This is a genomic window from Brevibacillus sp. FW301-21C12A (assembly GCF_058788915.1).
On sequence record NZ_JBYTBG010000021.1, the window covers coordinates 1 to 24,634 of the forward strand.

General features: G+C 51.7%; 24 protein-coding genes and 2 pseudogenes. 7 read left to right on the top strand and 19 right to left on the bottom strand.

The annotated features are described in order from the left end of the window. From AC3WQH_RS14320 to AC3WQH_RS14335, 4 genes are all read right to left on the bottom strand, one after another. On the bottom strand, positions 1-1,122 hold a 1,122-nt coding region (locus AC3WQH_RS14320; protein ID WP_492332106.1), incomplete at its 3' end, for an IS91 family transposase. A gap of 163 nt (positions 1,123-1,285) precedes the next feature. Then, complete coding sequence (locus tag AC3WQH_RS14325) at positions 1,286-2,872, bottom strand: M4 family metallopeptidase (RefSeq protein ID WP_005836258.1); 1,587 nt, start codon at positions 2,870-2,872, stop codon at positions 1,286-1,288. Between the two features lie 26 nt (positions 2,873-2,898). After that, the gene (locus AC3WQH_RS14330; RefSeq protein ID WP_429783137.1) at positions 2,899-3,138 is read right to left on the bottom strand and encodes a hypothetical protein; all 240 of its coding nucleotides are present in this window, start codon (positions 3,136-3,138) and stop codon (positions 2,899-2,901) included. Between the two features lie 40 nt (positions 3,139-3,178). After that, complete coding sequence (locus tag AC3WQH_RS14335) at positions 3,179-4,483, bottom strand: hypothetical protein (protein ID WP_005830768.1); 1,305 nt, start codon at positions 4,481-4,483, stop codon at positions 3,179-3,181. A 287-nt stretch (positions 4,484-4,770) separates the two neighbouring features. On the opposite strand from AC3WQH_RS14335, the gene AC3WQH_RS14340 reads away from it, so the two are divergent. Both AC3WQH_RS14340 and AC3WQH_RS14345 read left to right on the top strand, forming a co-directional pair. Then, positions 4,771-6,411, top strand: a complete 1,641-nt coding sequence (locus tag AC3WQH_RS14340) for a peptide ABC transporter substrate-binding protein (RefSeq protein WP_007777104.1) — start codon at positions 4,771-4,773, stop codon at positions 6,409-6,411. 833 nt (positions 6,412-7,244) lie between these two features. Continuing rightward, entirely contained in the window at positions 7,245-7,472 is a 228-nt protein-coding gene (locus AC3WQH_RS14345; RefSeq protein WP_492332107.1) for a hypothetical protein, read from the top strand. Positions 7,473-7,955: 483 nt separating this feature from the next. Here the strand turns inward: AC3WQH_RS14345 and AC3WQH_RS14350 are convergent, their stop codons facing one another. The 8 genes from AC3WQH_RS14350 to AC3WQH_RS14385 form a co-directional block, all read right to left on the bottom strand. After that, positions 7,956-8,177 (bottom strand): transposase, encoded by a 222-nt coding sequence (locus AC3WQH_RS14350; protein WP_338018895.1) that lies wholly within the window; start codon positions 8,175-8,177, stop codon positions 7,956-7,958. A gap of 14 nt (positions 8,178-8,191) precedes the next feature. Continuing rightward, positions 8,192-8,521, bottom strand: a complete 330-nt coding sequence (locus AC3WQH_RS14355; protein ID WP_026558211.1) for a transposase — start codon at positions 8,519-8,521, stop codon at positions 8,192-8,194. A 252-nt stretch (positions 8,522-8,773) separates the two neighbouring features. Then, positions 8,774-9,793: a type II TA system antitoxin MqsA family protein gene (locus AC3WQH_RS14360; protein WP_005830773.1), complete on the bottom strand. Its 1,020-nt coding sequence runs from the start codon at positions 9,791-9,793 to the stop codon at positions 8,774-8,776. Between the two features lie 155 nt (positions 9,794-9,948). Further along, positions 9,949-10,299, bottom strand: coding sequence for a hypothetical protein (locus AC3WQH_RS14365; RefSeq protein ID WP_005830775.1), 351 nt, complete (start codon positions 10,297-10,299; stop codon positions 9,949-9,951). 589 nt (positions 10,300-10,888) lie between these two features. Next, positions 10,889-11,026 (bottom strand): hypothetical protein, encoded by a 138-nt coding sequence (locus AC3WQH_RS14370; protein ID WP_235694658.1) that lies wholly within the window; start codon positions 11,024-11,026, stop codon positions 10,889-10,891. A 60-nt stretch (positions 11,027-11,086) separates the two neighbouring features. After that, positions 11,087-12,475: an L-cystine transporter gene (locus AC3WQH_RS14375; protein WP_221843486.1), complete on the bottom strand. Its 1,389-nt coding sequence runs from the start codon at positions 12,473-12,475 to the stop codon at positions 11,087-11,089. 288 nt (positions 12,476-12,763) lie between these two features. Further along, a complete protein-coding gene (locus tag AC3WQH_RS14380; RefSeq protein ID WP_025845124.1) occupies positions 12,764-13,012 on the bottom strand; it encodes a hypothetical protein in 249 nt (82 codons plus the stop codon). 195 nt (positions 13,013-13,207) lie between these two features. Further along, a complete protein-coding gene (locus AC3WQH_RS14385; protein ID WP_492332108.1) occupies positions 13,208-14,005 on the bottom strand; it encodes a carbon-nitrogen hydrolase family protein in 798 nt (265 codons plus the stop codon). Positions 14,006-14,172: 167 nt separating this feature from the next. Between AC3WQH_RS14385 and AC3WQH_RS14390 the strand changes: the two are divergent. The 4 genes and pseudogenes from AC3WQH_RS14390 to AC3WQH_RS14405 all read left to right on the top strand — a co-directional run bounded on the left by AC3WQH_RS14390 (position 14,173) and on the right by AC3WQH_RS14405 (position 17,837). Next, positions 14,173-14,965 (top strand): annotated as a pseudogene (locus AC3WQH_RS14390) (sensor histidine kinase). Continuing rightward, positions 14,940-15,074, top strand: a pseudogene (locus tag AC3WQH_RS14395) (DNA-binding response regulator); the annotation flags it as partial. The pseudogenes AC3WQH_RS14390 and AC3WQH_RS14395, both read left to right, overlap by 26 nt. 99 nt (positions 15,075-15,173) lie before the next feature. Beyond that, positions 15,174-15,890: an ankyrin repeat domain-containing protein gene (locus AC3WQH_RS14400; protein ID WP_005830787.1), complete on the top strand. Its 717-nt coding sequence runs from the start codon at positions 15,174-15,176 to the stop codon at positions 15,888-15,890. Between the two features lie 198 nt (positions 15,891-16,088). Then, positions 16,089-17,837, top strand: a complete 1,749-nt coding sequence (locus AC3WQH_RS14405; protein WP_007780039.1) for a hypothetical protein — start codon at positions 16,089-16,091, stop codon at positions 17,835-17,837. A gap of 102 nt (positions 17,838-17,939) precedes the next feature. On the opposite strand, the gene AC3WQH_RS14410 is transcribed toward AC3WQH_RS14405, so the two are convergent. From AC3WQH_RS14410 to speD, 4 genes are all read right to left on the bottom strand, one after another. Further along, the gene (locus AC3WQH_RS14410; protein WP_290426637.1) at positions 17,940-18,761 is read right to left on the bottom strand and encodes an alpha/beta hydrolase; all 822 of its coding nucleotides are present in this window, start codon (positions 18,759-18,761) and stop codon (positions 17,940-17,942) included. Then, on the bottom strand, positions 18,758-19,450 hold the full coding sequence (locus AC3WQH_RS14415) for an AraC family transcriptional regulator (protein ID WP_122952949.1): 693 nt from the start codon (positions 19,448-19,450) through the stop codon (positions 18,758-18,760). The genes AC3WQH_RS14410 and AC3WQH_RS14415 overlap by 4 nt, the downstream gene beginning before the upstream one ends. Then, a complete protein-coding gene (locus AC3WQH_RS14420; RefSeq protein WP_007780049.1) occupies positions 19,438-20,088 on the bottom strand; it encodes an AraC family transcriptional regulator in 651 nt (216 codons plus the stop codon). The genes AC3WQH_RS14415 and AC3WQH_RS14420 overlap by 13 nt, the downstream gene beginning before the upstream one ends. A gap of 171 nt (positions 20,089-20,259) precedes the next feature. Then, positions 20,260-21,072, bottom strand: a complete 813-nt coding sequence (gene speD, locus AC3WQH_RS14425; RefSeq protein WP_005830799.1) for an adenosylmethionine decarboxylase — start codon at positions 21,070-21,072, stop codon at positions 20,260-20,262. 257 nt (positions 21,073-21,329) lie between these two features. On the opposite strand from speD, the gene AC3WQH_RS14430 reads away from it, so the two are divergent. Next, positions 21,330-21,689: a DUF805 domain-containing protein gene (locus tag AC3WQH_RS14430; RefSeq protein WP_005830801.1), complete on the top strand. Its 360-nt coding sequence runs from the start codon at positions 21,330-21,332 to the stop codon at positions 21,687-21,689. 48 nt (positions 21,690-21,737) lie between these two features. On the opposite strand, the gene AC3WQH_RS14435 is transcribed toward AC3WQH_RS14430, so the two are convergent. From AC3WQH_RS14435 to AC3WQH_RS14445, 3 genes are read right to left on the bottom strand one after another with little or no spacing between them, the layout of a single operon-like run. Then, complete coding sequence (locus AC3WQH_RS14435) at positions 21,738-22,610, bottom strand: sugar phosphate isomerase/epimerase family protein (RefSeq protein WP_005830802.1); 873 nt, start codon at positions 22,608-22,610, stop codon at positions 21,738-21,740. A gap of 60 nt (positions 22,611-22,670) precedes the next feature. Next, positions 22,671-23,663: a Gfo/Idh/MocA family protein gene (locus tag AC3WQH_RS14440; RefSeq protein ID WP_025845139.1), complete on the bottom strand. Its 993-nt coding sequence runs from the start codon at positions 23,661-23,663 to the stop codon at positions 22,671-22,673. After that, positions 23,660-24,604, bottom strand: a complete 945-nt coding sequence (locus AC3WQH_RS14445) for a Gfo/Idh/MocA family protein (protein WP_492332109.1) — start codon at positions 24,602-24,604, stop codon at positions 23,660-23,662. Before AC3WQH_RS14445 ends, AC3WQH_RS14440 begins: the two co-directional genes overlap by 4 nt. Positions 24,605-24,634: the final 30 nt, after the last annotated feature.

Here is a 24,634-nt window from a genome sequence, read left to right on the forward strand (position 1 = left end):
TAGGCAGGCTTCTCCCTTGTATTCATAGTAGCACTCACACTTTGGGCAAACCATAGGGTCTTTCCCTGCATAATTTATCATCTTCTCTCGCCATGTTCTTCGACGAAGTACATGCTTTGCTTTTACGATCCACCTTTTCACAGTTTTTTGCCACGCTGAAAGAACCTTTTTACAAAGGTTTTTCACTCTTCGGGCATACACACCATAATAACGAATCGTTTTAAATTGTTCGTCCGGAATATGTCTGATGAGGCGAGCAATAAATTCTTCTACTGTTACGGTTTCTGTTTTTTCCTGCCCATCCGTTTTATCCTTATACCGAAACGTCACAAATTGGCCGTCATATTCCTCAATCCGGCCAAGAGCGATGGCGGGTCGACGAATATATCGGCCAATATAAGCCAACTGCGCTTTTATGTTCCCTTTTTGTTTCGGAGCATGCACATAGAAGCCTTCCCCGTTAGCGGAGTAGGCCTTTTGTAGAAGGCGCTGTACTTCCTTTTTTTCCTCTTCTGTCAGAAGACGTCTAATGAGCTTTAATACAATGGTTTGCCACTGCTTTCGAAGCATCTCGAACGGAAGGAAGTCGTAGGTTTTCCATTCACCGTTCTGCTTCATCCCTCCCATTGTGACCAACAAATGTAGATGCGGATTAAAGTTAATACGTGATCCAAATGTATGCAAGCCTACGATAATGCCTGGATTTACTTTATGTTTCTTTTCAAAGTATTCTCGGATAAATCGCGCGCCTTCGTCCATAAACTCCTTTAACAGCTTGCGATGTTTGAGGAACACGTCCCGTAAGCCTTCATCGATCGTTAGGATAATATGGCGATGATTGACTTGAAATACTTCGTGTTCGAGCAACCGACTCCATTCCTCGGTTTCCCCAACAGAGCAAGTTGTGCAGAACCTCCCCTTACATCGATACGGTACCCGTCTAACATCATGACACCCTTCACATACAAATAGCTTAAACCCATTCTTTGGATTGCCACAGTTACGAAATTTCTCCACTTCTTTTCGGACAATGGGTCGTATTTTTCTACCATGCTTCTTTTCAAACCGATCCCAATGTTGATTCTCATCAAAGAAAATTTCTCTAAGAATGTTTGTCTCCATGACTCTATTTTACAAATAACTTAACAAGGATGGGTACTCCCCTTCCTCAAAATTTATACTTTCTTATCCGTCAAAAAAAGCAACCACCCATGCGAGTGGTTGCCTTCTTTGCTTCCTTATTTACTTGTAGCAGGTCGGTCACCTGGGCCGTCTGGTTGACCGCTTATTTTACGCCTACAGCGTCATACGCTGCCTGAACAGATTTGACTTGTTTGGAGCTGGCACCGAACAAGTCGGTTGCGGACTGTATCGCAGCACGGCGCATAGCCGAGAAGTTGGAGTAAGGCGTCAGGTAGTGCGTCAGAGCGTGGTAGTAAATTTTCGCCGTATCTTCGCGGCCGATGCCGTTGACGTTCACGCCGTAGTGCGTGCCGCCTTCTGCCAGCAGGTACGCTGCCTTGTTGTTGATTCCGCTGTTGATGTGGACGCCGCCGTTATCTTGGGAGCCGGTGTAGCGCTTGCTGTAGTGATCCGGGTCGCCGTACTCCGATGGGTCTTCCAGGGAACGCAGTCCGTCTCCGTTCGTACCTGGCGTGTAGATGTCCTCGCCCATCAGCCAATCGTCGTCGTCAATCATCGCACCGAAAATATCGGAAATCGACTCGTTCAACGCTCCCGATTCGTTTTGGTAAATCAGTCCTGCTGTCTTCTCGGTGACAGCGTGGGTCAGCTCATGCGCTACTACGTCCAGCCCGCCGGACAGCGGCAGGAATGTGCTGCCGTCTCCGTCTCCGTACACCATCTGGTAGCCGTTCCAGAACGCGTTGTTGTATCTCGTGCTGTAGTGAACGGTGGAGCGGATCAAAGCGCCGTTTCCATCGTAGCTGTTGCGGTTGTGCACGTCGCGGTAGTAGTCGTACGTTCTTTGCGCATACGCGTGCGCGTCGACTGCCGCGCCATCTGTCCAATAGTTGTCGCTGTCGCTCAGCAGCGTGCCAGGGAGCGTAGTGCGGTTATTGGCTGAGTATGTCTCGATGCCTTTTCCGCGAGTCTTGTCGCTCAGCACGTACTTGCCGCTTTGCAGTGTCGTCTCGAACTGCTTCGTATCGCCCAGCACGCCTGTTCCGCTTCCGGTCACGTGGTCGAGCATATTGTATTTGTTGATGACATCTCCGCTGTGCGCGTCGATAAAATACATCCAACGGCCAGGCTGCGGATCGAGGAAGTTCAGCTCAACGGCATACGCCAGGTAAGCTTCATCCTCATGCACGTAAATGTACAGCTTCGCCTCTGGGTCGCGGATGAAATCCGGCTCTTCGCCCACTTCATCCTCGATGTCCTTGATTGCTTGTTTCAACGCTTTTTGTTCACTGAGCTTCGGCTTTTTCTTCAACTGCTTGTTGTCATCGAGATCTGGAATGAACTGGCCCAGATAAGACGTGACATTGCCGTCCGCATCTATGTGAACTGTTTGCTGGAAGCCGTAAATCGGAATGCCGTTGTAGACTTCCTGCAGCCGGTAGTGCTTCGTATCCGTCTCTTTGTTGCGGACCTGATTCACAATTTGGAAGTGGTCCTCTACGTCTCCCTGGATACGGAACTCGTCTTTGTACTTCTCGAGGTATGACCAGACGACGTCATCCCCCTTAGCCCCTTCTGGCTCCCAAGCTTCCCCGATATACTGCGGTGTGTCCCACTGTTTGCTGTAATCGATTTGCTTCGGTTTGGCCAGAGCAGGCACCGATGCAAATCCCGACACACCTACGGCAATGCTGAGAGTGAGGCTGGTGGCAATGTAAGACTTTTTCATTCTAAAAAATTCCCCCAATCAAAAGATTATGAATGTATGAAACATTTTATCTTATTTGCTTTTTCTGGAAAAAATCCCTTTTTTTCTCGGTATTTTTTTGCCGACATTTTCTCCATTTCTTTGACAAAAATCGCGGACTGGCTGTTCAAGCTACCATACACCCGGCTTGCGCAGGCTTGTTCCTCTGGCTCAAACGGCCCGGCCAAGCGAGTGCCAAGGCTGCCCGGAGCGGCTCGTCCCGAATCGGCGGATCGCTTCTGCACCAACAAAAAAACACCCGAGCTTATCGGGTGTTTGCCTGCTTTTTCAGCGCACAAGCGTGTATATTTTTTTCGGCCGACCGCGCATCGCCTGCTGTTCCTCGCCTTTGTACTCGGCAAGCTCCACTTCGCACAGGCTGCCCATGATTCGCTGGGCATTGCGCACCGTCATGGACAAATACGAAGCGATGTCTGTCGTGGTGAACGATTTCCAGCCCATCCGCTGCACCAGCGCCCGCAGCTTGTGGTACGTCTTGACGCTGACGTTGGCCTTGTTCAGCTTTTCGAGAAGCTCCCGGTCATTGGAGCGGTAAGCGTACTCCAGCTCCTCCGCTTCTCCCACCGATTCCATCATGACGCCGTTGTCCTGCACGACCACGATGCCGAACTGCGGCCGCTCCTTGGCGTGCTGAATCGCTTTTCTCGCGTTGTTTTCCGCAGAAAAAGCCGTATCGCCGAAGCCTACGCCGACTGCGACAGGCACGTCCGCCTCCAGCGAGAGCTGCTCGACCGTGTGGCGAAGCATTTCGATCTCCCGCTGGATCGCGCCGCGCGAGCTGAAAATCTGGTAGCGGCCGTTTCCGTTTGCCATCAGCGAGCCGTCCAGGCGCTCGCAGAGCAGAAGCAAAATCTCCCTGATTTTCAGCTCCAGATGTTGCAGATGGAAGCGCGTTTTCGCCCGCTCGGGAATTTTGTCGAACTGTTCCAGCTCGATGATTTCCACCCCGATTTGCGTGTGCTTGAAATACGAGCTTTTCGCTTTTTCGATGACGATCTTCATCGCCTGGCGAATCTCCATCTTCGTCATCAGGACGCGGTACACGGGAATGCCGGCCTCGCGCAGCGCCTGCTCGACGGAAAACAAGGTGGTGAAAGCGCCCTGCGTTTTTCCTTCTTTCCATAGAGAGAGATGGAACTGCGTAATGACATCAGGGTCGTAATGCTCGTCGTAGGTCATCACGTGCATTTCTTCCTCGGGAATATTCAGTTCGGACATCGCTTCGCGCAAATACGTCCCTTCTGAATCAATCATATCGACAGAGATGCGCTTCACGACTTCATTGTGATCGATCGACATCTGGATGAAGCAGCGATACAGATTGGACCCGGTCGGCGGACAGTAGACGATATTGGCATCCGGGCTCAACACATTTTTGGCGATCGTAAAAGGAATCGGGCCAGAGAAAAACCACCCGTTAAATTCCGGGTTATGCTCCTGCACGATTCGGCTCACTTCTCTTGCATCGTCATAGGTGAAGGGAACGAATTCGATTTCATGCTCAAACTCATTGGCAACAGCCAGTATCCGCTCAACTGAGGGGGGCGGGCCCACAACACCGATTTTATACATAAGGGCGTAAACTCCTACCTGATTTGATAGCTTCCATAATTGGTTACCTCATTCTTATCATTTGCCGACCACTTTGTCTACTGGTGTCATTCATTCCTCTTCGCTAAATTAGTTAGCTACTTAACCAGTTACAAAACAGTGAGTTGTATCAAGCATTTGCCAAGAATACTTTGTTAATCACCTAACATAAATTTTTTTTTTCGAGCAAGATAAATATTACCTTTGCGAAACAAAACGCAAACAAATATTCTGAATATATGTTTCTATCATTTCCAAGGGGGATTTACATGAAAAAGGGCATTGCGCTGGCAACCTGTCTTACCTTGCTGTTCGGGGTAATCACAGGCTGTTCGAACTCGACAACCACTTCCCAACCGGCGGGCCAACCATCCGCCACACCGACAGAGGCGACAAAGGCAGAACCGATGGTGCTGCGCTGGAGCATCAACAGCGAACCGCCTTCCATGGACCCTGGCATCGCAGTTGACGCCGATTCGTTTGACATGATCTACGCCGCTTTTGAAGGCTTGACCAGCTACGACCTGAACGGACAACTGACCAACGCCACCGCAGAGAGCTTCACCAACACGCCGGACTACATGAACTACACGTTCAAAATCCGCAAAGACGCCAAGTGGAGCAACGGCGATCCTGTCACCGCCCACGACTTCGTCTATGCGATCAAACGCAACCTCGATCCGAAGACAGCGTCCGAGTACGCCTATCAGCTTTACTACATTAAAGGAGGAGAGGAATACAATACGGGTAAAGGAAAAGCCGAGGACGTAGGGGTAAAAGCACTCGACGACTACACCGTCGAATTCAACCTGAAATCGCCTACGCCGTTTTTCCGTGAGCTGACCTTTTTCCCGACGCTCTTCCCGCTGCACCAAAAAACAGTGGAGGGCAACCCGCACTGGGCTGCCGAAGCGAAAACGATCGTGGGCAACGGGCCGTTCATCATGGACACCTGGGAGCACAAAAGCAAGATCGTCTTCACCAAAAACCCGAACTACTGGGACAAGGACAACGTAAAGCTGGACCGTCTGGAAATTTCGATGATCGAAGACAACAACACGGCTTTCTCCATGTTTGAAAACGGCGATATCGACTGGGGCGGCTACCCGGCCTCCACGCTGCCGCCCGATGCCATCCAGTCTCTGAAGGACGCAGGCAAGCTGATGGTAGCGGACAACCCCGGCACGCAATCCGTCGTGTTCAACACGAACCAGCCGCCTTTCAACAACAAAAAAATCAGACAAGCCTTCTCCTACGCGATCAACCGCCAGGAAATCATCGACAACATCCTGCAAACCGGCGTACCAGCCGCTTACGGATGGGTGCCGACCTCGATGGGCCTGAAGGCGGACGGCTACTTCAAGGAGGACGCAGAAAAAGCGAAACAGCTTCTGGCAGAAGGGATGAAGGAGCTTGGCCTGACTGCCTTCCCGACCGTCACCTACACTTACGACACTACCGACACGAACAAAAAAGTGGCGGAAGCTTTGCAAGACCAGTGGAAAAAAGTGCTCGGCGTCGACGTGAAGCTGTACAACGCAGAGCTGAAAGTGTACCGCGACATGCGCTCCCAGGCCAATTTTGACCTGATCCGCTTCCAGTGGGGCGCAGACTTCAACGATCCGATCAACTTCCTGGAAATGTTCCGCGACAAAACAGGCGGCAACAACCACCCGGATTGGGAGAATGCCAAATTCAAGGAACTGATCGACAAGAGCTACAACGAGCCTGACCTGGAAAAACGCAAGCAAATTTTGCTCGAGGCGGAAACCATCCTGATGGACGAAATGCCGCTCGCGCCGATCAACTTCCGCGGAAGCCCTTATGTGAAAAACGACAAGGTGAAAGACTTCATCATCTTCCCGCTCGGGGGCGCGTACTTCAAGTACACGTCGGTGGTGACGCAGTAGCAGGTGCAACGACAGAACACGAAATGTATTTCACGAATGAGCTATAACGAAAGACTAGCCGGTTTTCACCTTGCCAAGGGTGTAACCGGCTTTTTCTGTCCCTACATTGCTAAATTTGAAGTAAGATGCAGAGAAAGTTGGGACTAAGACGAGTATATGAATGCAATCAAGACAATAAACACTTCATTCCTTGTGAATAGCTGGCTAATTGAATCGAAGGACTTTTTTCATTTGATTCTCGTGTATCTCTATTTTACTTAGGAACAGGTTGATTAAACGAATAACTTCGTTCCTCATTCAACAAAAAAGATCCTAAGTTAAAAAACTGTCAAACTTGGGATATTCAAAAATCCCTGATAGAACACATATGTCATGCCATGATATCTACTAGTGTATCAAGTTGAGCCTGGTCATGAACAAACGCTGGAGCCAGTTGTATGTATTTCTGAATAGGTGTCTCGTTTTTAGTCCGCCACAAACATGTTAATTGTATTTTTTGTAATAAAAGGATAAACGTGGTAAAATCTGTTTGGTGATTAACTATTTGAATCAACTACTTTGACTTAAGGAGCTGATCCACTTGTTAAACAAATGGAAGGTACTTCTTTTCATTATTTTAGGTGTATTTGTTTTATTTTTCATCATTGGACTTACTAATTTCTTGGTTAGTTCATAAGAACAGTTTGGGTTCACTAGAGTTAATAAACTACTAAACATTAAGAGATTTTTCCTGCTGAATCCGTGGCTTAGGCGAGCGAAAAAGGGGGGCTCATTCCCTTGTCCACAGTTCCTCTTTTCTGTTAAATCACTTATTTTCTAGTGAAATTTCCTCTGTGCAAGTAGTTGATGATTCTCAATTTCTAACTGTTGCCGATATTGTAGAATCAGAGTACTTAACAAAATACACCAATAAATTCAAAACTTATGAAGAAGTTAGAAAAAGTGCTGGTTTTACCTTGGAAGGAACTATTGATGCAGAAACAATCAATAATTCTACTGGCGAAGGACATAAAGGAATAAAAGTAAATAATGTAGATGAATATGCCGCTTTGTTATTCTAGTTAAAGGATCAAGATGGTCAAACTCAAACGGTAAAATTAAATGGACCAGTTAAGCCTAAGCCTGGTGTTGTTACTCCGTTTGCAACAAAAACTTTTGAAAAAGTTGTCGCTAGCGCCCTGACCCAAACTGTTATGGGGTATGTTACCGTAACTTATGATAATGGAAAAATATCCAAAGCTGTAACATCTAGTGAACTAATTGGATTTCATCCTATGAATACTTGGAAACATAATTCTGATAGGTCCTATGTAGATTTAAATTCAAAGAAAACCGGTGGAACTGCTTATATTGAGGGAACATTAAGTTTGGTTGTTTTAATTGAGGGAGTAGGTACAATTTCTACTAAAACTCACAGTACGTATATTGATTTTTCTATCTAGGTTTTCGTTGTAAAAGACATCTGAATAATTTAGAGGTTCACGGGGCTGTCTAATAAGTCCCCAAAATAAAAAAGTTGGACGGGAAAACGCAATATTTCCCGTCTAACTTTTTTGTTTTTGCTGGAAAGTGGTGAGGCGGATACCCGCCACCTTCAGTAAGTTGTGGGCCAAAGCCACAATCCCAAACTCAGTGTGCACCTTCTCCAGTCCTCGCAAGGAGAACCGACGGAACGACCGCTTGTCCTTGATGTGACCGAACACGCTTTCGACCTCGACTTTACATCGAGCATAGATCGCGGATTTCTCGTCATCCTCAAGGGCTATTTTTGCCTTAACTTTTAGCTATTCCCAAATCGTGTTCCAGTGTGTATCTGACGGTTGCCTTTTGCTTTCGTACAAGCCGGTTTGAGTGGACAATCGCTGCACTCTTCGCATTCATAGATCTTGAAACTTTGCTCCAGACCCGATGCCGTTTTCCTGGTTTTGTATTTCATAAAGGAAACGTAGCGGCCATTCGGGCAAACGAACCGATCTTCCAACTCTTCATATGTCCAGTTGGATGCGTGACGGATGTCCTTCTTGTACCGACGGTTTTTTTCTTTCTTATAGCCACCATAGGGAATCAGGAAGTCGAAACGGGGCTCTTTTTCTTCTCCGATCGCATACAAGTAGTTCTCTTCGCAGCCATAGCCCGTATCGGCAAAGAAGACGCCGCTAGTCGCTCCAGATGAGGGAGGAAGCAGCGCGTATCGGTAGGGCATTGGTGCAGACTGTAGAACAAAATAAACTGGTTTTCCGTCGCCAGTTGTACATTGTAACCCAGTTTCAGTTGACCATTTTTCATGTGGTCTTCTTTCATCCGCATAAACGGGGCGTCCAGCAGTCAGTTTACATTGACTTTCTGGACAGCCCCTCTTTAATCAATTTAATCGAAGTGATTCCGCATATTCGTAAGAGATAATTTGTTCGTCTCTGGTTTGTTTCCATGCTTCTTCTTCATGAGCGAAGTCACTGATCGTTCTGGATCCATATGTTTTAAAATAATCTTCCACGTAACGAAGTACATCCCAATCTGCATGATCAAAAATATTGGGATCAAAATCCTTCTTAGCCTGAATGAGTATCATCGTGTATCCTTCAGGATTTTCCTCTTCCCGGATAGAAATAAGATCCAGTCCTGCCATTGTTCCCAATACGAAATCATGCTTTTTAGGGACAGGACCATATGGCAAATGCCAATATGGGGTGCCACTTATTGGCTTTTGTGTTCTCTTATATCTGAGGAAGTCAGAGTACCATAATAACTTCATGAGTTTAGTTTTCAAAACATGTTCTCTGGAGAAAAACAAAATCATGTGGAACAGTTTTTGATAGTTAAATGTGATCCCCCCTGTCTCAATCGTATTATTATGCGGCTCATATGTTTTCTCCAATAATCGCTGACTTGAATCCTCGATATCATCATTATCAATGAATGACTCGAGCTTTTTTTCCACCGTTTTCAATTCATCCGGTTCGAAGTTGCTTTTGTTCTGTTCAAAAAACTGCATGATTGATTTCGGATTACTCTTCAGCAGCTTATAGATTCCAATCTGAGTTGTATCCGGAGAAGATGTGCCCAGTTCATATCGCTTAATTGTCGCAATACCCATATTCAAAAGCTTCGCAAACAAATATTGTGAAAGATCATATCCCTTTCTTATTTCCTTTAACATTTCCGGATTAACAGAGTGCTTAATTTGATAAAGGTCACTCACCTGTTTGAGGGTTTTATTATCCAGTTCTTCATCAGTAACAGCATTTCCACATTCTGTGCATTCAGCGTACTCTTCAATAATCTCAAACTGCTCATTCCGGTAAGTGTATGTGGAGTTCCTTTCTTTGACCACGGCTTCGCGTTCGCAACGGCACTCATCACAATACCTTATCCTTTTCAACATATGAATTTTCCTCCAATGAATAATTCGTAGAATATAGTTTAATGTTTATTTTATGATATAAAGTGAGTTTAAAATTTTAAGGTTGGGGATGGGGGAAGGAGCCCATCCACCACTCACATATTTTTCTCTGCAATATAATCGTTAAGTATTAAGTTCTATGGTTCGTCTTCATGAAATGAGAGGCAGACACAGCCACGTCCGTTCGTCTCAATCTTTAACTTGATGTAAGCAATGACTCCGTTTATTTCCATTTTGAACACCCAAACGACCAGGGGACTTCCAGGTCCATCTTGATGGTCATGCATTGGACCGGAGTGATAATGAGTATGATTTAGGTCATTTACGATGCACTCCCACGCTGCATCAATACTGGTTAAGTTCATATCGAGAAGTTGTTGCAAATAATTTTTACCTTGTCGATTTCGCCTTACGAAGTGTTTCTTTCCTTCAAGTATTAATTGCTTCATCTCCGCAAGGACAGTCTTACACGTTTCCTCCAAACTCACTTTTTCACCTCCCTACTATGATATCCTAGACAGTATCAATTGATACCTAACTAAAGATTACCACAACTTGTCCACGGTATCAATTGATACTTTTTATTTCCGAGTGTGAACCATCAGAATCCTGCGTAACTACTTTGAAAATTCGCTGTGAACGGATCAATAATTATCCTGGTATGAGCTCTCATAACGAAACCCTTCATCTACCAACTCATGGTACTTGTAAAACAAAGAACCAATCCCTGTGATCCTTCCGTCTGTCTGTATTCCTCCCGTAGCTGCAATTTTGCGTCCTTTTACCAAGTTTTCACCTGTAAGCTGCTGGTACACCTTTAAAGCGCGAGACAGACTGCTTGAGTCCCCTTTAAAATCATCCCTGGCAATTACTTTCGCAGGGAGGGTATTCAAATCTAGTTTAGGAAATTCTTGATCTGACCTGGACATTTGCCTTCATTAATTTTTCTATGAACAATTGTTTGGTCATTTTCAGATCTTGCTTCCCATAAATATTCACTGTCACTGTCTCGTCTGGGATAGTTTGAGGATACCTTGTCCAATAAATGATCTTTGGTATAGAACTCTCACCGTTGATCTAGACAATTTGATCGCCATTTTGCAGGAAATTTTCAACTTTATTCAGAGCGTTCACGCGAGCAATTTCCTCAAATTTTGGCTTCGGTATAGCCTGTTTGTTGCTTGCTTTAAGTCCCGTTCCAGCAAAAGGCAACAACCCCGGCTGCTCCTGCCAGACAGGCAGAACAACCGGGGTTGTTTTTCGCGTCTTTCAGTTTTACACCGTCACAGACTGCTGCTGTACTCCGTTGAACACTTTTGTATCCAGCTCTTTGGTCGCCCGGCTCGTCAACAGCCCGGCCGTCATGCTGCCGCTCACGTTGAGCGCTGTCCGGCCCATGTCGATCAGCGGCTCCACGGAGATGAGCAGCCCGACTATTGCCACCGGCAGGTTCATCGTCGACAGGACGAGCAGCGCGGCAAAAGTCGCTCCGCCCCCTACTCCGGCAACCCCGAAGGAACTGAGCGCGACAACGACGATCAACGTCAGGATGAACGAAGGCGTCAGCGGATCGACTCCGGCCATTGGCGCTACCATGACGGCCAGCATCGCGGGATACGTGCCTGCGCAGCCATTTTGACCGATCGACAGGCCGAAGGAGCCGGCAAAGTTGGCGATCCCTTCAGGCACACCCAAGTCTTGCGTCTGCGTTTTCACATTCAGCGGCAATGCCCCTGCACTCGTGCGGGAGGTGAAGGCGAAGGTCAGGACAGGAAACGCCTTTCGCACGTACGTGATCGGGTTCAGTCCGGCAAAAGCCAGCATCAACAGATGCACGACAAACATGAGCACCAGCGCCACGTACGAAGCGATGACGAATTTGCCGAGTTGCCAGATCGCATTGTAGTCGCTCGTCGCAGCTACGCGCGTCATGATCGCCAGCACCCCGTATGGCGTCAGGCGCAAAATCAGCGTCACGACGCGCATGATGATGGCGTGCAGCGCGTCGACGATTTTCGCGAACAATTCCGCCTGCTCGGGGCTTTTCTTTTTCACGCCCAAATACGCAATCCCGATAATCGACGAGAAAATGACAACCGCAATCGTAGAAGTAGCCCGATCCCCCGTCAAATCGAGGAACGGATTGGCCGGGAGCAGCTCCAAAATTTTTGCGGGCAAGGTCATGTTTTGAATATCGCCCAGCCGTTGCTCCACCTGTTCAATGCGCGCCGCCTCCGCTTCTCCCTGCTGGAACTGGCTTGCGTCCAGATTGAAAGCAAACGTCGAGGCGATCCCGATTGCGGCGGCAATCGCTGTCGTGCCGACCAGAAGCCCGATAATCAGCGAGCTGATTTTGCCGATGTTGTTGGCCAGCTTCATTTTGGTAAAAGCGGCAACAATCGAAATGAACACCAGCGGCATGACGATCATTTGCAGCAGCTTCACGTAGCCTTTGCCCACGATGTTGTACCACTCGATGGAATCTTTCAGGACGTCTGATTTTACTCCATAGGCGAATTGCAGGATGAGTCCGAAAACAATCCCGATTCCGAGACCGACAAATACTCGCTTGGAAAAAGAAATATGTTTCTTCTGCATGGCATACAAGCCGCCAATGAATAAGAGCATGATAATAATGTTGAGAATCGTAAGAAGTGTTGACATATTTTCCCCTCCCTTTCTCCTTTGAACTCGTAATGTCCATCTTGTCGGTCTAGATATAGTTATATTACCAACAATCCCTACTGGTCAAGTAAGACTTATGGATACACTGTCGAAACCTGCACTTTCTCCTTCGCTGATGTTTATGCGCTCCGCGCCGCTTTATGCGTGTGCGCGCTCTTTTTCGCTGTTCGCCAGACGCTCCGCTTTTTTGCACGAAAAAAAGGAACCGCCACCAGGGCGATTCCTGTCTGCTGTTTGCTTGTGCCAATGACAATTGTACTCGTGTGGCTACTTGGATTGTCTGCTGAGCAGTGTCCACAGCCAGGTGAGCACAGCCGCTCCGATTACCCCGGCAATGACGTTGAAGCCAGCCCACATCCACAGCCAATCGCCCAACACCAAGTCTCCAAGCCAGCTTCCCAGAAGCGCAGCGATGAGCGAAGCCCACCAGTTTGTTCCTGCCGCTTTTCCTGTCAAAATCATGTTCATTGCCCACCAGACAACGACGCCGACGACAGCCCATACGAACCAGAACATCCGCACACACTTCCTTTCTCATGATGGTAACGCTTGCATAAGGGCTCGAAAGATGAATGGATATCTACTATAATCCTATGAAGAAAAAAGCAAAATGTGCCTGACCACTTTCCTTTTCCCAAAACAAAAATACAGCCGGCCGCCCGCTTGAGCTGGTGGGGCGACCGACTGCCTTTTTACAGAAATCCCATGTATTTAATTGGTGTACAGCTCTGCCCGGCGATTGGCGACGCTCGGCAGCTTGCCGCGCACGCGCTGAATCCGTTCCAGATCCAATTCTGTTATCAGCAAAGTTTCTTCTTCTCCGGCGCTTGCGATCACGACGCCCATCGGATCGACGATCATGCTGCGTCCCGCGAAAATGTTGCCAACCTGGTCAGCCGCGCACACGAACATCGTGTTTTCAATCGCCCGCGCCCGAACCAGCGTCTCCCAATGGTCCTCCTTCATCGCGCCCGCTACCCAGCCTGCGGGTACGAACAAAATATCCGCTCCTTGCAGGGCAAACTGCCGCGCGATCTCGGGAAAGCGCACCTCGTAGCAGACCATCAGCCCGATTTTGCCAAACTCTGTCTCCACCACGCGATACGGATTGTCGCCAGGCGCAATAAAGTCTGATTCGATATAGGAAAAAGCGTCGTACAAATGCGTCTTGCGGTAGGCGTGAATCAGCGCGCCCTCGTGATTAAGAAAGACCGTCGTATTGTAGGCGCGGTTCTCGTCGCCGTCAATCGCTTCGAACACGCCGCACACCACGTAGAGGCCGTGCTGACGCGCCGCCTCCGCCAGTCCCGTCACAAACGGGCCGTCCAGCTTTTCCGCCACCTCGGCTGGCGTCACTCCCGACTTCGGCGTGGCTGACGCGCTGTACATCTCCGGCAAAATGACAAAGTCTGCCCCGGCTTTTTTGGCTTTGGCGATATAGTCTTGCGCTTTTTGCAGATTCAGCGCTTTGTCCATGCTCGCTGTAAGCTGTGCAATCGCTACTTTCATCTTCTATCCCCCGTCCTTCCCCTACGTGCAAAATCTGTTTGCTCTTATATGCTAGTATAACGGATATTCGCCCAGTTCCAAGCAATAATGCTTTACCCGCCGTGCTCGTTGTATATAATGGACTAGTCATCTTTTGCACACCCCAGTTATCGGGAGAGGTGAGTTTTATGTCTATCCGCATCAAGCTGCTGCTCTCCTACACGGGGATGCTCGTCATCAGTCTGCTCATGTTTGTTCTCGCCGCCAGCCTGTTTACGATTGCAGCCACAGGCGACATCCACAGCTTTCGCGATTTTTATAAAGTGTACTACTAGCTCAACCCGCTCACGAGCAGGAAGAGTCGATTTTTCTCGAACTGAAATACCTCGCCAAAAACGAGCCGGACGAGCTGCTCGACAAGTCGTTGCTGCAAGACTACGATTTCAAGCTGCGAACCGTCCGCGCCGGCCTGTACGTCCGCAGGGAGAGCAACCAGGTTTTCGAATCGCTCACCTTCAACCAGCCGGAGCTGGAAAAAAGCCTTCCGCCCTACGACCTGAACAACAGCCAGATTCGCAACACGTTCAACATCGGGGAGCGCTTTTACGCCTACGCCAAATTTGACTTCCTCTACTCGGACGGGGCAAAAGGCAGCGTGTTTGTCATTCGCGAGCGCAGCCCGTTTGGCGAGGTGACCCGCAGTGGGCGACCATCGAGATCAGGGACAACGGGATCGGCATTCCCGAAGAAGCAATCCCCCATCTGTTCGAGCGCTTTTACCGGGCGGAGCAATCGCGCAATTCCTCGACGGGCGGCAGCGGTCTGGGACTTTCCATCGCCCGCCAAATCATCGAGGGACACGGCGGCGACATCTGGGTGAAAAGCAAAGAGGGCGTCGGCACGAGCCTGTTTTTTACTTTGAGACGATCGAACTACCTGGGAGGGGCCAAGCCACATGACGACGCGCATCCTCATCATTGAAGACGAGACGACGATCGCGCAGCTCGAACGCGATTATTTTGAACTGAACGGCTTTCAGGTCGATCTGTGCCACAACGGAAACGAAGGCTTGCAGCTCGCCCTGCGCGACGGGTCGACGGCTGGGCTGGCGAATCCCGGGCCGAGCTGACAGTCGAATAAACCACTTTTCATGCGAACAACCAAACGAGCAGAAAGGGGCCGGTTCGCCATGCTGCAAGCAAGTCTTTTGACCGTCGCCCTCCTGCTGGCAGGGTGTGCGGCGAACGTGGATACGCTGCTTGCGAGCAGCGAGCAGCAAGCGACACAGGCGGAAAACGACGAAATGGACAAGCGAAATCAGGCGTTGCTTGCAGCAGTCAAGCAGGGAGACACAGAAACGATGCAAAAGCTGCTCGCGGACGGAGCCGACATCAACGCGACGGATGAACGCGGACGGACGTCTGCAATGATCGCGGTGCACACGAACCAGCTTGCGATGTTCAACCTGCTCGTGGAACATGGCGCGAACATCAACATCCGAGACGACCGCTCCGACAATCCGCTGCTGTACGCAGGCGCAGAAGGCAAGCTGGACTTTGTGCGGGCCGCTATAGCGGCAGGTGCCGATACGACCATCACCAACCGTTTTGGCGGCACTGCCCTCATCCCCGCCGCTGACCGCGGGCATGTGGAGATCGTCCGGGAGCTGCTCACTACTTCGGACGTCAACATCGACCACGTCAACAACCTCGGCTGGACCGCCTTGCTGGAAGCAGTCATTTTGGGAGACGGGGGCAAAAAGCACCAGGAAATCGTCCGGCTGCTGATCGAGCACGGAGCCGATGTCAATTTGGCCGATCACGATGGAGTCACTCCCCTCCAGCACGCCAAACAGCGCGGCTACAAGGAAATGATCGAAATGCTCACAAAGGCGGGCGGAAAGTAAGCCATTTGGCATCTGGCAGCCACAAGCAAACAGGACAGGAACGTCAGTCAGAACTGGCTCTCCCGTCCTTTTTTTGTCCTGTTTTGTAGTCCAAAAGACTCGGTCGCGCCAAAACTTTTTCCAGCGTTGCGCGTATCACTAATAGAATGAAGCTTCGCCTGCATATGATTGAATTTTTCGAATAGGAGTCGGCGTTCCATGAATACTTTTGCATCCGTATCCATGCTGGAAACAGACAAGCCCATCCGCAAGGCGTCACCAGACCTCGATCCCCATATCGAAATGTACAAGCTCTATCTCACCTCCGAAGAGGCAGTCGAAATACATATCAGCAATTTGACGCATCCGTCCTCTGCCATCGAAGTGTATGACGTGCACGGAACGAAGCTGAGCGAAGCCCGCTTTGCTCCCGGCGGCAGCATCATCCTGCCCTTTTTCCCCGACGAAGACGGCTTCTACTACATCAAGCTGACGATTGGCCCAGACCCCGACCCGCAGCACGCCTGTCAGTTGCACGTCGACAAATACGTTCGGCTGAGCGGCACGATCGAGAGCGATCGCGTGTTTACGGCAAAAGGCGGCCCTTACCTGATCGGCCCTGAAGACGTGACCATTCCCGCAGGCGTCCGCGTCAGCTTTGAAGCCGGCACCTCGATCAATGTCCGCTGCCAGCACAAGCTCATCGTCGAGGACAGCGGCTCCATCGCCTTCAACGGAGAAGCGGACAACCCCGTCGTCATCATCGGGGCGATCGACAACGGCAGCTCGCACCGCTGGAGCCAGCTCGTCCTCTCTCCCTCGGCCCAAACGAGCTTCACGCACATTCTCGTCCAGTACGACAATGACGAGGACGGCGTCGACTTTCTGGCCTCCTCGTCTCCTTTTGCCGATGGCGCTACGTCGCTGGAACAGTTCCAGGCCGATATCGCCAAAACGAGCTATTTGGAAAGAGCCGTCGTCGTGCCGCCCTCTTCCCGGCTCGCTTTCATCAAAACCTGGTTTCAGCAATCCAGCCCTTACCGTTTCAGCCTGTTTGGCGATCTGCTGCCGTTTGAGCTGTACTTCGGGATTGACGTCGCGACATTTGCCCACTGGGAAGCGGAAACGAAGCGGATAGACGAGCAGCGCTCCCAGGCCGGAGACGTGAATTACTGGGACTTCGTCAACGGCAACTTCACCGCCGACCTGCTGGAAGCGACACACTTGTTTGCCAACAACCAGCAAAGCCCGGAGCTGCGCATCCAGCGCCTGATCGACTTTTTGCTGCTCGCCCAAAGCTGGCGCAAAAAGCACGGCTATTTCAAATGGTACGACTTGATCGACCCGTTCAACGAGCACGACGACGAATTTTTCAAAACCTTTGAGGAGATGTCCTCCGCCTTCTGGCTGGCGCACAACACCTCGATCATTTACTGGGATACGATCGCCCGCGATTTGGGCATCTGGCAAAAGGAAAGCTTCTTCGAGCGGCAGTTCATCAACTCGGTCATCGTGCGCCTGCATTTCGCCGCTGACCTGCCGTTTTCGCTCACCGGGTACGGGAACAACATCCCGCCCGTCGGCTTTTTGGGCATTTCCATCCACTACGGCCCGCTGCGCTACCCGGAACAGTACCCTGCCCCCGGACCGGAATTTGACGTGAACTACGGCCCGCTCTCCATCGCAGAATATTTGAAGTTCATCCTGGAGTCGCTAGTCAAAGGTCAGACCAATCCCGTCTACACCTGGTGGATTCCTACCCAGGCGGACAAAGACTTGTTCCAAATTCTCGACGAAAAAGGCATCTCGCTCGAATCGCCTCCTGAAGACTGGGACCGCGAATTTGTCCAGCCTGCCCAAAAGACATTGGAGGAAATTCGGGCGCACTACCTTGGGCATCTGACACTGGAGCACAGTCGAAGCGCGAAGGGATATTTGCAAACCGAAAGCGCCCTGAGCACGACCTGACCGAGCTGGATTGAGCCGGAGCCGGAACGGGACGCAAAAAAGATGAGCCGCCGCGCAAAAAGAACAACTCCTTTTTGCAACGACGACGCTCATCTTTTTTATTCACACGCTTCTCAAAAACAAGCGAACTGCGCGGCTGATGAACACGGGCAGCACCGAGATGTGATTTTCCCGCGCGAACTGTTCGAACTGAACGTCCAGCCCGCAGTCGGCAAAAGCCCCCAGCCGCTCGGCCACGCCGCGCGCATGCTCGTTAATCCGCGTCGGGTGCGTCTGTTCCTCTTCGCCTACTCCGATCAACACCTGTTTGCGCTTGCCACCTGGCTGCAACTGCGTGACAAAAGCTTGTTCCTCCGCGAAAATCAGCCGCTTGTACCAGTCGATGGACGGGCTTCCGGCCAAATAGGTGGAAAAAGCGTCCGGCCGCGTGTACAGCGCATGCAGAACGAACAGCCCTCCGAGCGAATGGCCGAGAATCGCCTGGCGCTCGCGATTGACCGTCGCCATGCTCTCCACCATCGGCCGTACTTCTTCCAACACAAAGCGCAGGAAATCATCTGCTCCGCCTTGGCGCGGCCATTCTCCCCCGCGCGAAAAAGGAGGCAGTTCCTCTACTGTCATCGGCAAGGAGTAATCGGTTAAGCGCGCAGTGGCAAAAGGAACCTCTTCGTCGTAGCCGAGCCCGACCACGACCGCCGGACTGCCCTGGCCGTCCCTGCTCCTGCCTTGCAAGCGCACCGCCTCCACCACCGTGCCGATGACCGAGTTGGCATCGAGCACATACAGGACCGGGAAGCCTCCCTCCGGCGCCTCGCCCGGCGGCACTGCCAAATAGATGCGGTACGTTTGCCCGCTGCCTCCTGCCTGCATCACGAGCTGCTTCGTCCACGGAATCGCTGCCGTTTCCCAAGCCGCGCCACTCATTTGTTCAACGTCTGCTCCAGCGTATCGAGCAGAAGCTCCTTGCCAAGCGGCATGTAAGCCTGGTTGTAGTAAGGGTTTGCAGGCAAGTAGTAAATGTGATCGTTTTTGTAGGCTTTCAGCCCTTGCCATACAGCCGAATCTTTATACGACTGCTCGCCGCCCTCCGGATGCAGCAGCACGATGCGATCCGGGTTGATCGTCGTGATGCCTTCCAGCGTCAGCAGCACCATCGTTTTTTCTTTCGTGTCCGGCGATGTCGCTGGCTTCGGCAGCCCCAGATCGTCATACAGAACCGAGCCTGCGCCTTCGCTGCCCAACAGATACGGGCCTTTTTTGTGCGCCAGGAAAATCGAGAACGTTTCGTCAAACGGATCGCGCAAATGAACGGGAATATCGCCAGCGTATTTTTGCCGATAGTACGCCGACCATTTCGGATCGAGCGGGGCCGCGCTGGAGATCGTTTGCAGCGCCAAAAGCTGTCCGGTGATCGCCGTGTGATACGTCGCAACCCTGTGGCGCCTGCTTTTCATGTGGACAGTCGGGGCCACGCCTTGCTGCTGCTTGAATTTGCGGCTGAAGTAATACTCGTCGCTGAAGCCGACCTGTCTGGCGATCTCGCGTATCCGCTCGTTTCCCTGGCCCATCAGTTGCTTGGCCTTGTTGATGCGCAGTTGCGTCACGTAATCCATGGCGCGTAAGACGGGCTTAATCCGGCCATGGCCGCCAGCTTTTCAATCGTCCAACTTTCCTGGTAGTGGCCGTCCAAATAAAGCCGGGTCTGCTCCAATGTTTCCAGGGAATCCTCTGATGCTGCGCACTGCGAATCAGGCAGCAGCTCGTACATCAGCTCCTGAAGCTGCGTCTGTGCGCGGAAGCGGCTGCGCGCGTCCGTCTGCTCCCACGCTTCCCCGATGGAACCGCAGCGCATGCGAAGCGTCGGCTGCGACAAGCATGTCACGCGTCCGGCAAACGGCAACGTCGTCCGGTGCAGCGTGATCGCCTCGCCGTCTTCGCTCTCCGCTTCCCGGTACACGTCAAAAGCGAGCGCATGGCAGGTGAGCTTGCGAGAAGATTCTATATAGAAAGAACACGACTGACCTGGGAGAAGCAGCCACGCCTCCCCTTCCTTGACGGGATAGCAGCTCGCGTCGATCTCGATGGAGCCGCTGCCGTCCAGCGCAACGATCAGCCTATGCTTGTCTATGCAGCCTTGACCCGCGTGCGGGACATCCTGCTTGACCATGATCTGTTCACTGTGCCGCAGCTTCATCCACAAGCCTTGCCATGACACTGTCCCTCTTTTCTCGCTGCCTTGTTTGCTTTGCATAGCTGGTTGCCACCGTCCTTTTGCGCTTATGCCCCCATTATGATTGATAATGATTTTCAGCATCAAATGGTAAGATCGCAAAGAGCGCCCGCAAATGCAAAAAGGCTGCTCTCCCTCGAACCGCTGCCTCGTCGCTTGGGCGCGGACTTGCTGCAAGGGAAGCAGCCTTGCTTAGTGGCGAATAATATTTTTCCCGTAGTAAATCTCGTCCATCTCTGTTTGCAGCCGCTCGGTAATTTCCGCTTGCTCTGCAGGCGTCAGCTTGTCTTTTGTGTAGCCGAACAAGTAATTGTTCAGGTCGAACCGCCTGCGCTTGCATTTCGTGTGAAAAATGTTGTCCTGGTACACGTTCACATCAATCATGTGGAACAAATCTTTAATTTCTTCGGGAATATAATTTTGAATCGAGCTGATGTCGTGGTCGATAAACAGCTTGTAGCCGTGGATATCGCGGGTAAAGCCGCGCACCCGGTAATCAATGGTCATCAGATCCGTATCGAAGGAGCGGATCAAATAGTTGAGCGCCTTGAGCGGCGAGATTTCGCCACAGGTCGAGACGTCAATGTCTGCGCGAAACGTGCTGATTTCCTCATCGGGATGGTATTCCGGGTACGTATGGACCGTAATGTGACTTTTGTCCAACTGCAGAACGACATTTTCCGGCAGCGGGCCGGGGGATTCTTCATACGACTCCGTCGGCACTTCCACGACCGGACCTTCGGAAACGAGAAACGTCACGCTCGCCCCTTGCGGCACATAGTCCTGCTGCGCCACGTTCAATACGTGCGCCCCGATAATCTCCGAAACGTTTTTCAGGATGCTGGTCAGCCGTGCAGCGTTGTACTGTTCATCTATGTATTCGATGTACGCTTCCCGCTCCGCTTTTGTCTTCGTGTAGCAGATGTCGTACATATTGAAGCTGAGCGATTTCGTCAGGTTGTTGAAGCCGTGCAAAGTAATATGCTGGTCTTTCGTCGGTTCCACTTCTTTTGTCCTCCCCTGTTATGAGCGAGTCTTTGCCATCATTTCCTTTTTTCAGGGTGCCCATTCCTTTCGATAAAAATCATTCGGACGTTTGCAGGAAAGCGGCTGGCAGTTGAGAATCATTACCATTTTCCTATCTCTCGCTGCTTCAATAGCACCAAATCCAAAAAATAAGATTATTTCCTTTCTATCCTCTGGAAAATGATGCTAAAATAATATTGCATGCTAAATTTTAGAAAGAAATGGAGAATTAGGTCATGGATTGGTACCTGAAAGTTTTAAAAAATTACGTCAACTTCACCGGACGCGCCAGACGCAAAGAGTATTGGATGTTTGCTTTGTTCAGTGCCATTATTTCTATCGTACTCATGCTCATCGAATACTTGATTGGTCTGCCGCAATCTTTGTCTTCGCTCTACTCGCTGGCTGTCCTGCTGCCGGGTCTGGGCGTAGGCGTCCGTCGTCTGCACGACACTGGAAGAAGCGGCTGGTGGCTGCTGCTCGCGCTGGTTCCGTTTATCGGCGCCATTGTCCTGATCGTGTTCTTCTGCCTGGACAGCACACCGGACAACGACTACGGTCCAAATCCAAAAACCGAAGAAAGCGTGTTGGCGTAACATGCGAAAGCCTCTCCCCATTTTTTGCGGGAGAGGCCTTTTCTTTTTTTATGCTTCTTCCCAGAAGCGGCGCAGATTGTCCATGCCAATTCGCGAGCCTTCGCGGCAATCCTCCATGCCTTCGAACTCGACGGTGATGTAGCCGTCATAGCCCGACTGCTTCACCAGCTTGACGACCTCGCGAATGTTGATGTCGCCCTGGCCGACGATTGCGCCGCGCAAGTAATTGCCGTTAACCGTCTTGAACCATTTGCCCGCTCCCGGGTCCTGATAGTACGGGCGGAAGTAAAAGTCTTTGAAGTGAACGAGCGAAGCGTACGGCAAGTTTTTCTTCACGCCGACGAGCGATTCCTCGTCCACGCACATGAAGTTGCCGATATCGAGCGTCGTCTTGAAATTCGGACGATTGACCGCTTGCAGCACGCGCTGGACGCGGTCGCTCGCCTGCACGAGCCAGCCGTGGTTCTCAATCGTCGTCGTAATCCCGAACTGCGCGGCGTAATCGGCAATCTGGCGGCTTCCTTCGACCATCGCATCGAGATGCTGTTCAAAGTACGCGATCGTCGTCTGCTCGACAGGTACGGTAAAGGTGGAGACATCGTGGCGCATGTGGCGGATGCCCATGCGGTGCAGCAAATCGACGTGCGTTTTGATGCGGGCCACCTCTGCGGCAAATGCTTCCTCCGTCTCGTGAATGAAGTTGGCTGGCATCGAGTAGTTGGACAGCTCGATGCCGAGAGCTTTTGCCTTGTCCCGCACCGCGTCCGCCAGCTCGTAGTTGTCCACCAGCGTAAAGCCGTACGGCACGATTTCCATGTGCTCTCCGCCGTTGTCCGCGATCCACTGCACGACATCCAGTACATCCATTTCCCCAGCGCGAATTGCTGTCAGCAAGCTGTACGTGCTCAATCCGATTTTCATTCTTTCCACCTCATTTGAATGTTTGTAGTCGTACGCCATTTTTTTGGCAAAAAAACTTAGCTAGGCAAGCGGCACCCTGTCGAGGACGACCGTTTGCTTCCGCTTGTTGGATTCATAAGCGGCCTTCACCACTTCAAGCGTTCGCAGTCCGTCCTCTCCCGTGATGGACGGGGCCCGCTTTTCCTGCACACTCTGCACGAAATCGGCAATCAGCCGTTCGTCCATGTCTGCGGCCCACGGCAGTTGCTGGAGCTTGCCTGCTGTGTCGTCGTAGTGCAGCACATGCTGGCGGAAACCGTCTACCTCGACCGTTCCTTTCGTGCCGATGATGCGCATGGTCACATCTCCCCACGTCGGGAACGTCTTCGGCCGGGACCAGCTCGGATCAATTCCGACCACTACGCCAGACTCCAAGACCAGGCTGACCATGCCGCAGTCCTCCACCGCTAGCTCGTAAAAACGCGTATCCAGCTCCGCGTAGACGCTCTTCACCTCGTCGCCGAGCATCCAGCGCACAAGGTCCATCAGGTGGACGATATGGTCGGTCGCCGCACCGCCGCCAGACTGTTCTTTTTCCACGAACCAGCCGCCCGGCATCTGCCCGTGGTTCGTGCTGTTGATGGCGAGAATCGTGCCGAGCGCGCCTGATTGCACCAGTTCTTTTACATGTTGCATCACGGGGGCAAACCGGACCGGATACGCGACTTGCAGCATCACCTGTTCCTTTGCGCAGACCCGGATCATTTCCAGTGCATCCTGGACGTCTGTCGCAATCGGCTTTTCGCATAGCACATGCTTTCCCGCTCGGGCGCAGGCGATGACGTGCTCCTTGTGCCGCGCGTTTTCCGAGCAGACGACGACAGCCTCAAGCGGTGCCTGCAAAAACGCGGACAGGTCGCGAAAAAAAGTCGCGCCGTACTTTGCCGCCATCGCTTCTCCGCGGATCGGGTCGTCGTCCCAGAGCGCTGCCAGTTCGGCCTCCGGATGACGCTGCAATTGGACGGCGTAGCTCTGGGCGTGCATATGGGCAAAGCTGAGAATCCCTACCTTCATCGGGCAACACCTCCTTCGGCAAGCTGGACAGTCTGCCCTGTCTTCGCCGACTCCCTCGCCGCCTGCACGATGTCCATGGCGCGCAGCCAATCTTCTGCATTCAGCCGGACGGCTTCCTCGCCCGCGAGATGGCGGATGAGATTGTCTCTTTGCTTCCACGGTGGGTCGATCCCTGCAAGCCGGCTGTCCCATCCGCCTGCTGCTGACGCATCTGCACGTCCGCCCGCGCCGCCCCTGCTCCAACGAATCGGCGAGCTTTCCCGGCTGTCGTGGAGCAGCATGCCTGCATCCCCTGTCAGCTCAAAAAACGACTGCTCCGCAGACTCTGCCCACGACAGCTCCACCTGGGCGATCGCTCCCGCGCGCATTTTCAGGATGACGAGCGCATATGAAAGCACCTGCCCTGTTGCCGCGTCGGTATGTACGACCTGGTTTGCCTGCACGCGCTCCACTTCGCCGAACGTCCAGCGCAGCCAGTCAAATTCGCGCCAGCCGAGACTTGCAAAAAGGCAGCGGTCCGCGTTTTCAGCCGACGCCACAGCTCCGCGCCGCAGTCGCAAAACGCCGGGCTTGCCGATCGCCCCGTTTCGAACGTGTTCACGCGCCAACTCGTACTCCGGGCAAAAGCGCAGCGTGTCTGGCAGTTGCAGGACGCGTCCTTTTTGCTGGCACAGGCGCGCTGCCTGCAACAGCTCGTGCTCCCCGAACCGGGGGCAGCTTCCTATGAAAATGTGCGCACCCGCCTGAGCTGCCGCCGCGAGGGCAGCGCCATCCGCCTCGCCTGCGAACTCCACCACTTCCACCTTTGTTTCTGCCAACAAATTGTGCAACTCCTGCAAGCTTTCTGCCCGCCCTACCAGCTTCGCGCCGCGCACGCGCGCCCAGATGCCGAGCTGCTCATCCACAGCGTCTTTTGCCCCGACTACTGCTACTCTCCCCATGAAGCAAGCCCTCCTTTTCTCCTGATCCGC

Coding starts and splice junctions, on each gene's coding strand:
- AC3WQH_RS14325 (WP_005836258.1), bottom strand. CDS start 2,872: ATGAAAAAGTCTTACATTGCCACCAGCCTCACTCTCAGCATTGCCGTA.
- AC3WQH_RS14335 (WP_005830768.1), bottom strand. CDS start 4,483: ATGTATAAAATCGGTGTTGTGGGCCCGCCCCCCTCAGTTGAGCGGATA.
- AC3WQH_RS14340 (WP_007777104.1), top strand. CDS start 4,771: ATGAAAAAGGGCATTGCGCTGGCAACCTGTCTTACCTTGCTGTTCGGG.
- AC3WQH_RS14360 (WP_005830773.1), bottom strand. CDS start 9,793: ATGTTGAAAAGGATAAGGTATTGTGATGAGTGCCGTTGCGAACGCGAA.
- AC3WQH_RS14375 (WP_221843486.1), bottom strand. CDS start 12,475: ATGTCAACACTTCTTACGATTCTCAACATTATTATCATGCTCTTATTC.
- AC3WQH_RS14380 (WP_025845124.1), bottom strand. CDS start 13,012: ATGTTCTGGTTCGTATGGGCTGTCGTCGGCGTCGTTGTCTGGTGGGCA.
- AC3WQH_RS14385 (WP_492332108.1), bottom strand. CDS start 14,005: ATGAAAGTAGCGATTGCACAGCTTACAGCGAGCATGGACAAAGCGCTG.
- AC3WQH_RS14400 (WP_005830787.1), top strand. CDS start 15,174: ATGCTGCAAGCAAGTCTTTTGACCGTCGCCCTCCTGCTGGCAGGGTGT.
- AC3WQH_RS14405 (WP_007780039.1), top strand. CDS start 16,089: ATGAATACTTTTGCATCCGTATCCATGCTGGAAACAGACAAGCCCATC.
- AC3WQH_RS14410 (WP_290426637.1), bottom strand. CDS start 18,761: ATGAGTGGCGCGGCTTGGGAAACGGCAGCGATTCCGTGGACGAAGCAG.
- AC3WQH_RS14415 (WP_122952949.1), bottom strand. CDS start 19,450: ATGGATTACGTGACGCAACTGCGCATCAACAAGGCCAAGCAACTGATG.
- AC3WQH_RS14420 (WP_007780049.1), bottom strand. CDS start 20,088: ATGCAAAGCAAACAAGGCAGCGAGAAAAGAGGGACAGTGTCATGGCAA.
- AC3WQH_RS14430 (WP_005830801.1), top strand. CDS start 21,330: ATGGATTGGTACCTGAAAGTTTTAAAAAATTACGTCAACTTCACCGGA.
- AC3WQH_RS14435 (WP_005830802.1), bottom strand. CDS start 22,610: ATGAAAATCGGATTGAGCACGTACAGCTTGCTGACAGCAATTCGCGCT.
- AC3WQH_RS14440 (WP_025845139.1), bottom strand. CDS start 23,663: ATGAAGGTAGGGATTCTCAGCTTTGCCCATATGCACGCCCAGAGCTAC.
- AC3WQH_RS14445 (WP_492332109.1), bottom strand. CDS start 24,604: ATGGGGAGAGTAGCAGTAGTCGGGGCAAAAGACGCTGTGGATGAGCAG.